We start from the raw sequence: 8,629 nt of genomic DNA, 5'->3' as shown, positions 1-8,629 counted from the left end.
CCGACGACGCCATCGTGTTCGCACTGTCCAATCCGGACCCGGAGGTGCACCCCGAGATCGCGTCGAAGTACGCGGCGATCGTGGCCACCGGCCGCAGCGACTTCCCGAACCAGATCAACAACGTGCTGGCGTTCCCCGGCGTGTTCCGCGGCGCGCTCGACTCCGGCGCGCGGTCGATCACGGAGAACATGAAGCTGGCCGCCGCCGAGGCGATCTTCGCCGTGGCATCGGACGACCTCGGCCCGGACCGCATCGTCCCGAGCCCGCTCGACCCGCGCGTGGCCCTCGAGGTCGCCGCGGCCGTCGCCAAGGCCGCCATCGACGACGGTGTGACGGCGTAGGTTCGGTCGCGTTCAAGGACCCCTCGGGGCCACCCTTGTGGCTTCCAACGCCACAAGGGTGGCCCCGAGGGAAAGTTAGGTGCCCAGGACCTCAGCCAGGCGGTGGCGGGGCAGGTCGATCAGGCGGTGGCCGTCCTCGCGCCGGGCGTGGGCCTTCGTGAGCAGTTCAGCGGGGGCCTCGACGGCGTCCGCGGTGACGATGGCGTGCTTGTTGTCCGGCGTGCTGCGGAGGAACCTCAGCGTGTACTTGCCGCTGACGAGCCGGGTGAGCGACTGCTGGCTCTCGGCGTTGCCAAGGTCGGCATGCGCGTTGGGGACCAGTACGGCGAGTCGCTCGGCGTTCGTCGCGAGCAACACGCGCAGCAGCCAGGGCCCAGGGTCGGCGCTGAGGTCGATCGCGACGGTCTTCCCCGCAGACGTTGGAACGGACCAGTCGGCAGTGCGCATCTCGACAGTGTCTCCAGTGTCTCCCGCGACCTCTCGTAGTCGCTCGAGCAGCGCCGGTTTCGTCCCGCCTGATTCGACCGACTGCGGGCCGTGCGTGTAGATCTTTCCCTTGCCACCACGGGACTTCTTCGCCTTCGCGGTCGGCTGGCAGACGTAGAGGTCGGCCGCGCTGCCGATGGCCTGGGCGCCGGTGAAGCGGTTGAAGTCGGGCAGGATCGCCTCGAACGTCAGGCCCTGCGTCGCCAGCTCCCGCTGCACCTGGGCGCCGAGCGCCGGGTGACGCGGGCTGTAGCCGTACGCGAGCAGGATCCGGCCTTTGGTCGGCTCGCGCAGCGCCTGGATGCCCCGCGACGCGAACAGCCCCATGCCCTCGGGCGTGTAAGGCGGGTCGCTGAACACGAGGTCCATCGAGCCGGGCACCGCCGCCGGGAGGCCGATCCGCAGGTCGGCGTGGAGCGTGGTGATCGACCGGCCGGAGACCGTGTCGAGGTACTCGAGCACGCGGTCGTCGAGGTCGACCACCGTCAGGTCCGCGTCGGGGCGCAGCGCGCGGACGGCCAACGAGGTCAGGTCGTGGTCGCCGAGGAACAGCAGACGCGCGGTGCCGAGGTCGTACTGCGCGTCGAGCCACAGAGCCCGGCGCAGGACTGTCTCGGGGGTGGCCTGGACGTGGTCGAGCGCGGCCATCGCGGGCGGTACGGCCTCGACGTACTTGCGCAAGGTGGCCAGCAGTTCGCTCTGGGCGACCATCTGTGTTTCGAGTGCGTCGGGCACCGGAATCACGGAATAGCGCGCGTATCGGGCGACGGCGGCGGGCCGGATTCGTGCCGCGCGGCCGTCGCGCTCCAAATCGCTGTCCAACGCGCCGAGCAGCTCTTCGATACTGCGGCGCGGGGCCGCGGTGGCGCGGATCAGCTCGTCGAACTGCAGCCAACCGTGGCTGAGCAGGGTGATCGCCAGCCGCAGCGGGCGGACTCCGGCACCGTGGTCGGCGAAAACTTCGTCGAGTGAGCTCATTTCGACCAGCCTAGGGCTTGGGACACTGTGCCAATCGGGCAGAGGTGGGCTACGGTTTTTCAATCCGACTTGGGGAGTGGCGCGTGGCAATCGAGTTCCAGGGTGTGACCAAGCAGTATCCCGATGGGACGGTCGCCGTCGACAACCTGAACCTGACGGTCGAGGACGGCACGATCACCGTGTTCGTCGGCCCGTCCGGCTGTGGCAAGACGACGTCGCTCCGGATGATCAACCGGATGATCGAGCCGACCGGCGGCACCGTGCTGCTCGACGGCAAGGACGTCCGCGACTCCGATCCGGCGCTGCTGCGGCGCGGTATCGGGTACGTCATCCAGCACGCCGGCCTGTTTCCACATAGGACAGTGCTGGACAACGTCGCCACCGTGCCGCTGTTGACAGGCTGGGACAAGTCCAAGGCACGTAAGCGCGCGGCCGAGCTGCTGGAGACCGTCGGGTTGCCCGCGGAGCTCGGCAAGCGTTATCCGGCGCAGCTTTCCGGCGGTCAGCAGCAGCGTGTCGGCGTCGCCAGGGCGCTCGCGGCGGACTCGCCGGTGCTGCTGATGGACGAGCCGTTTTCCGCGGTCGACCCGATCGTCCGCGAGGAGCTGCAGGACGAGCTGTTGCGGCTGCAGACCCAGCTCGGCAAGACGATCGTGTTCGTCACCCACGACATCGACGAGGCCGTCCGGCTGGGCGACAAGGTCGCCGTCATGCGCGTCGGCGGCAAGCTGGCCCAGTACGGCACGCCGTCGGACGTGCTGCGGCACCCGGTCGACGATTTCGTCGCGTCGTTCGTCGGGAAGGACCGCGGTTATCGTGGACTGTCCTTTTTGTCCGCGGACGACGTCGAAGTCAAGGACGCCCCGAAGGTCGAGGTCGGCAGCACGCTCTCCGGTCCGAACTCCGAGTGGCTCATCGCCGTCAACGACGCGGGCCAGCCGCGCGGCTGGTTGCCGCCGAACTCCACGGTGGACGGACCGATTTCCGAGGCTTCCTTGGTGGCAGGCGGATCGCTGTACGAGCAGGGCACGCCCATCCGTGGTGCGCTCGACGCCGCGTTGTCCTCGCCGGCGAGTCTCGGGGTTGTTGTCGACGCCGATCACAAGGTGCTCGGGGTGGTTACCGCCCGCCAAGTCCTCGATGTGATCGAAGGCCACCCGCAGGCTGTGAACGAGTAGTGGGCGACTTCTTCGACGAGCTGGGTCGCTACCTTTCCAGCGCCAACAACCGGTCGGAGATTCTCGGCGATCTCGGCGAGCACATCTACCTGGCCTTACTGCCATTGGTGCTCGGCATCATCCTCGCCATCGCGGCGGGCTGGCTCGGCCACCGCTGGCACCCGGTACGCGGCGTGCTCATGGTGTTGTCGAACCTGCTGTACACGATCCCGTCGCTGGCGCTGTTCGTGGTGATCCCCGGCATCATCGGGTCGAAGATCCTCGACAGCATCAACGTGATCGTCGCGCTGACGATCTACACCACGGCGTTGCTGGTGCGGCCGGTGCTGGATTCGCTCGAAGCCGTTCCGTCCCATGTGGTCGCCGCCGCCACTGCTGTCGGATACCGCCCGGTGCGGTTGTTCTTCGGCGTCGAGCTGCCGCTTTCGGTACCGGTGCTGGCCGCCGGGGTGCGGGTCGCTTCGGTGAGCAACATCAGCCTGGTCAGCGTTGGCGCCCTGATCGGTACCGGCGGGCTCGGCGTGCTGTTCACCGACGGGTTCCAGCGCACCTACTTCTCGCCGATCGTCGTCGGGATCGTGTTGACCATGGTGCTGGCGCTGATCGTCGACCTGCTGCTGGTGCAGATCCGCAAACTGCTGACACCCTGGGAACGGGCGACCACGAGCAAGACGGCCGTGGAGGTGAACGCGTGATCACGGATCTTTTCCACTGGTTCGGTGACTCCGCGAACTGGTCCGGACCGGACGGTATTCCGACGCGCGTGCTGGAGCACCTCGGATACACCTTCCTGGCGCTGGTGATCGCGCTGGTCATCGCCGTGCCGATCGGGCTCTACATCGGGCACACCGGTCGTGGCGGGGTCGTGTTGGTCGGGGCAGGCAATACGATCCGCGCGCTGCCGACGCTCGGGCTGATCACGTTCCTGTTCCTGCTGTTCACCGACAGCGAGCTCGCCACGATCATCGGCCTGGTGGTACTCGCGGTGCCGCCGATCCTCGCCGGGACGTACGCGGGTCTACAAGCGACAGACAAGGGTGTCGTCGATGCCGCGGAAGGCGTCGGCATGACCGGCTGGCAGCAGCTGTGGAAAGTTGAGGTTCCGATCTCGCTTCCGTTGGTGCTGGGCGGAATCCGCAATGCTGTGCTGCAACTCGTCGCCACCGCTGCCGTCGCGGCCTACGTCGGACTCGGTGGCCTCGGCCGGTTCCTGCTCGACGGACTGGCCATTTTGGACTACTCCGAGGTCATCGCCGGGGCGATCCTGACAACAGTGCTGGCGATCATCCTGGACCTGATCTTCTCGGCACTGCAACGTGCGCTGGTACCCAAGGGCGTCCGCCTCGCGGCCGCCGTGGCGACCGGGAAGACCGTCACGGTTGGGGGAGCGGCGTGAGGAAGAAACTCGGTGTCCTGATCGCGTCCGTGGCGCTGCTCGCCACGGCCTGCGGGAACCCGCTGTCCGGCGGTGCGGAGGGCGGCACGACCGGCGACATCATCATCGGCGCGTCGGATGTCGGTGAAACCATGCTGCTGGCGCAAATCTATGCCGGGGTGCTGCGTCATGCCGGTGCCGACAACGTGACCGTCCGGCCGCCGGTCGGCAGTCGCGAGGTCGTGGTGAAGGCGTTGCAGGACAAGTCTTTGTCGGTCGTTCCGGACTACAGCGGAAACCTGTTGCAGTACTTCGACAAGACCAACGAGGCCACCACCCCGGAAGACGTCTACGCGCAGCTGCAGAAGAAGATCCCGGCCGGTTTCGAGGTTCTCCAGCAGGCACCGGCGCAGGACAAGGACGAGCTGGTGGTCGGCAAGGACCTCGCCGCGCAGGGCGTGCGCACCTTCTCGCAGCTCGCACCGCACTGCAAGGACGTCGTGATGGGCGGCCCCGGCCAGTGGAGCACGCGCTGGAAGGACAAGATCAAGTCCTTGTACGGCTGCGAGTTCGAGGAAATCCGCACCACCGACACCGGCGGCCCAGTGACCGTTGCGGCCCTGAAGTCCAACGACGTCCAGGTCGCCGACCTGTTCAGCACCTCGTCCTCGATCGCCGCGAACGGTTTCGTCGCACTGGAGGACGACAAGAACATGTTCCCGGCGCAGAACATCGTGCCGCTGGTGGCGAAGGGAACCCTCAACGACAAGGAAACTGAGGCCCTCAACCGCGCGTCCGCGGCGCTGACCACGGACAAGCTGATTCAGCTCAACGTGCAGTTCACCGAGGAGAAGCGCAACCCCATCGACATCGCGGACGACTTCCTCCGCACCAGCGGCCTGCTGGCTTAGCTAGCGCGGAGGGCGTCGTCAGCGAAGGGCCTGGGCCGTCGAGTACATCGTCTGCATGATGTTCTGCCGCGTGCCGGGCAGGAAGTTGAGCTGTGTCTCCTGTCCGGGCGCGTCGGTCATGAAGCTCAGCAGCCGGCCTTCGCCCATGATGTCCACAATGGTGACCGGCGAGCTGCGGGCCGTTCCTTTGTGGACGTAGAACTGGTGGGCTCCGGCGCGTTTCGCCTTCAGGAGCGCGCGCAGGCGGTCCAACGGGTCCGGGGCCTCGTACCGGGTCGGCATGTCGAACCGGTAGTTCTCGCTGAGCCGCGGCTTGTCCGGGGTGAACTCGGACTTGGGGATCTTGATCGGGTTGAGCGCTACCGGCCGCATGTCCGGTAGCGCGTCGACCAGCGACTCGAGCGCGCGCTCCTGAGGAACGACGTCGAGCCGGACGTCCTCGGCTGTGCGGAGCGCGCGGACCGCCTGGTTGCCGTGCAGCGCGACCAGGATGCCACCGTCCTCACCGGACGCGACGTCGTTGGCCCAGCCGGTGTAGCGAAGGCCGCCGTGCGTCAGGACGGTCAGAATCTCCCGGAAGTCGGGGGTCATCTTCCCGTCCTTGGCGAGCCCGAGCGTGGTGAGGACTTTGAGGACCTTGTCCTCGAACTCCTTCTTGCCGCTCTCGGGCATCCAGTATTCGTTCATGCCGATGACGGCGGGCGGTGTTCCGCGACCTTGCCATTCCCAGGCCGCGATGAGCGCCGGCTTGGGCACGAGGATCGGTGGTCGTTGCATGGTTCCTTGTTTCGTCGGAGGCTATTCGCCGATGACCGGCGGTGCCGTGCGCTCGTCGCTGCCGAAGATGCTGTCGGGATCGGCCTCGACCAGGTAGGACGGACGCTGGTGCTCGGCGTCTTCCGAGCCCTCGCCCTTGCCACCCGGGGGCCGTGCGCCACTGCTCGCGCCGGCCGCTCCGGGCTTTCCCGCGGCCCCGCCCGCGGCACCGGCTCCGGCGCCCCTGGCACCCGCGCCCTCCGCGTCCGCTGCCGCTCCGGCCGCGCTTCCGGCACCCAAGCTGCCGCGGCCGCCCACGCCGGACGCCCCGGACGACCCGCCGCCCGGCCCGAACCCACTGCCGCTGCCGGAGCCCGACCCGCCGCCGAACCCGCCGGCTCCGCCGAAGCTTCCGGCCCCGCCGAACCCGCTGGAGTCAGAACTTCCGCCGGAGCTACTGCCGCCAGGCCCGAACCCGCCGGGCTGGAACGTCGACGGATCCGGGGTGTAGACGCTCGACGGTGGTGGCGTGTAGCTGGACGTTGTCGTCTGCCCGGGCGGCGTCGAGACCACAGGCGTGCCCGTCGTGCGCGGGGGTGGATCCGAGGCCCAGACCGGACTCTGTGGGATCTTCGACGACCCTGGCCCGTTCGGGCCCCCGGGGCCGCCGGGACCGCCGGGCTGGTGCGGTGACCAGTTGTTCTTGTCGGTCGGCTCCGGATTGTGCCCCGACGGCGGGTGAACCGGCGGTGGTGGAGGAGTCGGCGGGTCGATCTTGAACGTGCCGCCCTGTTCCTGACCGAGCTGGCCGTAGTCGATGGTCATCGCCGGCTTGTTCGTGTTGGTCTGCTGGGTGTAGGTGTTGTAGAGGTTCAGGTTCTGCTGGACCTTCTGATTGCGCGCGTTGATCTCGTCCTCGTGGTCGGTGTTCCAAAAGGTCACCTTGTCCACGAAGCCCTTCTGCGGCGCATCGTTGCTCACGTCCGTGTGCACCGACGACTTCAGCCGTTCGAACTGGTCGATCTGGTCCTGCACGGTCGAAGAGTTCTTCTTGAGCGCGTCCGACGCCGAAGCCGCCGTGGTGGCGAGCGGCTCGATCTGCGTACGAGCGGCGTCCGCCCCGGCTCCGGTGTAGGCCGACTCAAGGTCCGTCATCATCTGACGACTCTGCGTCTCGATGTCGTTCTGCTGGCCGGACTGGGTCTGCCCGATGAACGCGGCCTGCTGCAGTGACCCCGTGCCCTTGCCCTGCGTGACCTGCTTGACCAGGTCACCCGGCGGGACCGCGCCCTGGCTCGGGTCGCCGGTAAACATGTGGGCGAGATCCTTGTAGTTGCCGGTGTACACGTCCTCGCCCGCCTCGATGGCGCTGCCGGCGGCATCCTTGATGTCCTTCACCCATCCCCACATGGGCTATCCTCTCGCCTTGATGTTGGTCAGAATGTGATCGGCTACGTCACGACCGGCTGTGCATGGGTCGATTCCCTTGCTTTTCGCAGTATCGCTCAGCGTGATCCCTGCCGAATAAGCCAGCGTATTGGAAATACCTACGACTACTTGGCAGTGATCTGTCCCTGTCGTATCAGGGTCACCAGCCGGTCTGTAAGCGACCGCGGGGTAACCCTGTATCGCTGGGAGTTCTGCCCAATGTGTTGCCGTCGGTTTTACGTTCTTGTATGCGAGATTAAGACCTTGATCAGACTTCGTTTGGTAAAAGACAGTGATTCCTGCACCGTTGTCTGATGCATTATCCCATGCGCAACTCGGTCCGAGGGGGGTGTCCGAAGGCTTCGGCTGACTGGGTGGCCCAATGAGCTTGGTGAGATCTGCGCTTGTCAACGCTGTATCACAAGGACTTCCGTCAATCGCCTTCGCGGGTAGGGGTACCTGCACGGGTGGAGCTCCACCAGCTGAAGGCGTGGCACTCGACGAGTTTGCCGTCGTCGGTTCAGTTCCCGCTGTCGGGTTTCCGGGCACTGTTTTTCCGGAGCATGCGGCGAGCATTAAAGTAATAGATGCAAACCCGATGAAAACCAGGGGATTCTTGCGTGCCACTTAGTATTCACCCTCCGTGCTGGCTGCCTGCACTGCTTGGCCAGCGTCTTCGTCGGTTTCGACAGTTAAGCCGAGAGCTGTCTCCAGCTTGGCGATGAGCTGATCGTAACGATTTTTTTGGATACCGAGATGACCAAGATAGTAATTGCCGGATTTGACGGCAACGTCAGTGAACTGCTGACTGGATGCATCGTCTCCGGGGGGATCTATCTGTGCGATGCCGACGGCTTGGCGCAACTGGTCGTTGATCAGTGTTCGTGTTTGTTTGGCTTTGGTGAGCATAGAGGTCATCTCGTCTTTGCTCATGGTGAACCCGCCGGCGCTGCCACTGGCGCTCGTTGCGGCGCCCGCGGCGGCGGCTCCTGCCGCAACGCCTGCGGCTGCGCCGATTGCACCTGCCCCGGCCACACTGAAGGTGAACGCGGATAGGAAGCCGGTCCCGTCGTCTGCCATGTCACTCTCTCCCCGTACGCCTGCTGAAAACGTACCGAGGATATCGGGTCGTTCACGCTGGGTGGGGCGGATTGCGGAAACTCGGCTCGGTTGGGT

10 protein-coding genes are annotated in these 8,629 nt (G+C 66.3%); 5 read left to right on the top strand and 5 right to left on the bottom strand.

Annotation, left to right across the window (positions count from 1 at the left end; genetic code table 11):
* Positions 1-341 (top strand): malic enzyme-like NAD(P)-binding protein (locus JWQ81_RS04390; RefSeq protein WP_297537734.1); only part of this gene is annotated, 341 nt, incomplete at its 5' end.
* Between the two features lie 75 nt (positions 342-416).
* Here the strand turns inward: JWQ81_RS04390 and JWQ81_RS04385 are convergent.
* A complete protein-coding gene (locus JWQ81_RS04385) occupies positions 417-1,805 on the bottom strand; it encodes a bis-aminopropyl spermidine synthase family protein (RefSeq protein WP_297537732.1) in 1,389 nt (462 codons plus the stop codon).
* A gap of 83 nt (positions 1,806-1,888) precedes the next feature.
* On the opposite strand from JWQ81_RS04385, the gene JWQ81_RS04380 reads away from it, so the two are divergent.
* The 4 genes from JWQ81_RS04380 to JWQ81_RS04365 are packed head-to-tail and all read left to right on the top strand — an operon-like array spanning position 1,889 to position 5,269.
* A complete protein-coding gene (locus JWQ81_RS04380; protein ID WP_297537730.1) occupies positions 1,889-2,983 on the top strand; it encodes an ATP-binding cassette domain-containing protein in 1,095 nt (364 codons plus the stop codon).
* Positions 2,983-3,678: an ABC transporter permease gene (locus tag JWQ81_RS04375; protein ID WP_297537728.1), complete on the top strand. Its 696-nt coding sequence runs from the start codon at positions 2,983-2,985 to the stop codon at positions 3,676-3,678. The genes JWQ81_RS04380 and JWQ81_RS04375 overlap by 1 nt, the downstream gene beginning before the upstream one ends.
* Positions 3,675-4,379, top strand: a complete 705-nt coding sequence (locus tag JWQ81_RS04370) for an ABC transporter permease (protein ID WP_297537726.1) — start codon at positions 3,675-3,677, stop codon at positions 4,377-4,379. The genes JWQ81_RS04375 and JWQ81_RS04370 overlap by 4 nt, the downstream gene beginning before the upstream one ends.
* A complete protein-coding gene (locus tag JWQ81_RS04365) occupies positions 4,376-5,269 on the top strand; it encodes an ABC transporter substrate-binding protein (protein ID WP_297537724.1) in 894 nt (297 codons plus the stop codon). Before JWQ81_RS04370 ends, JWQ81_RS04365 begins: the two co-directional genes overlap by 4 nt.
* An 18-nt stretch (positions 5,270-5,287) precedes the next feature.
* On the opposite strand, the gene JWQ81_RS04360 is transcribed toward JWQ81_RS04365, so the two are convergent.
* The 4 genes from JWQ81_RS04360 to JWQ81_RS04345 all read right to left on the bottom strand — a co-directional run.
* On the bottom strand, positions 5,288-6,046 hold the full coding sequence (locus tag JWQ81_RS04360; RefSeq protein WP_297537722.1) for an ESX secretion-associated protein EspG: 759 nt from the start codon (positions 6,044-6,046) through the stop codon (positions 5,288-5,290).
* Positions 6,047-6,067: 21 nt separating this feature from the next.
* Positions 6,068-7,435 carry a hypothetical protein gene (locus JWQ81_RS04355; RefSeq protein ID WP_297537720.1) on the bottom strand — a complete coding sequence of 456 codons (1,368 nt, stop codon included), beginning with the start codon at positions 7,433-7,435 and terminating at the stop codon, positions 6,068-6,070.
* Between the two features lie 3 nt (positions 7,436-7,438).
* On the bottom strand, positions 7,439-8,029 hold the full coding sequence (locus JWQ81_RS04350) for a DUF3558 domain-containing protein (RefSeq protein WP_297537736.1): 591 nt from the start codon (positions 8,027-8,029) through the stop codon (positions 7,439-7,441).
* Between the two features lie 51 nt (positions 8,030-8,080).
* Positions 8,081-8,629: hypothetical protein (locus JWQ81_RS04345; RefSeq protein ID WP_297537719.1), on the bottom strand; the 549-nt coding region annotated here is incomplete at its 5' end.

Source organism: Amycolatopsis sp. (genome assembly GCF_025464955.1).
Lineage (GTDB): Bacteria > Actinomycetota > Actinomycetes > Mycobacteriales > Pseudonocardiaceae > Amycolatopsis.
Note: the sequence above shows the minus strand (reverse complement) of the source record. Positions and strands in the feature narration are given on the sequence as shown.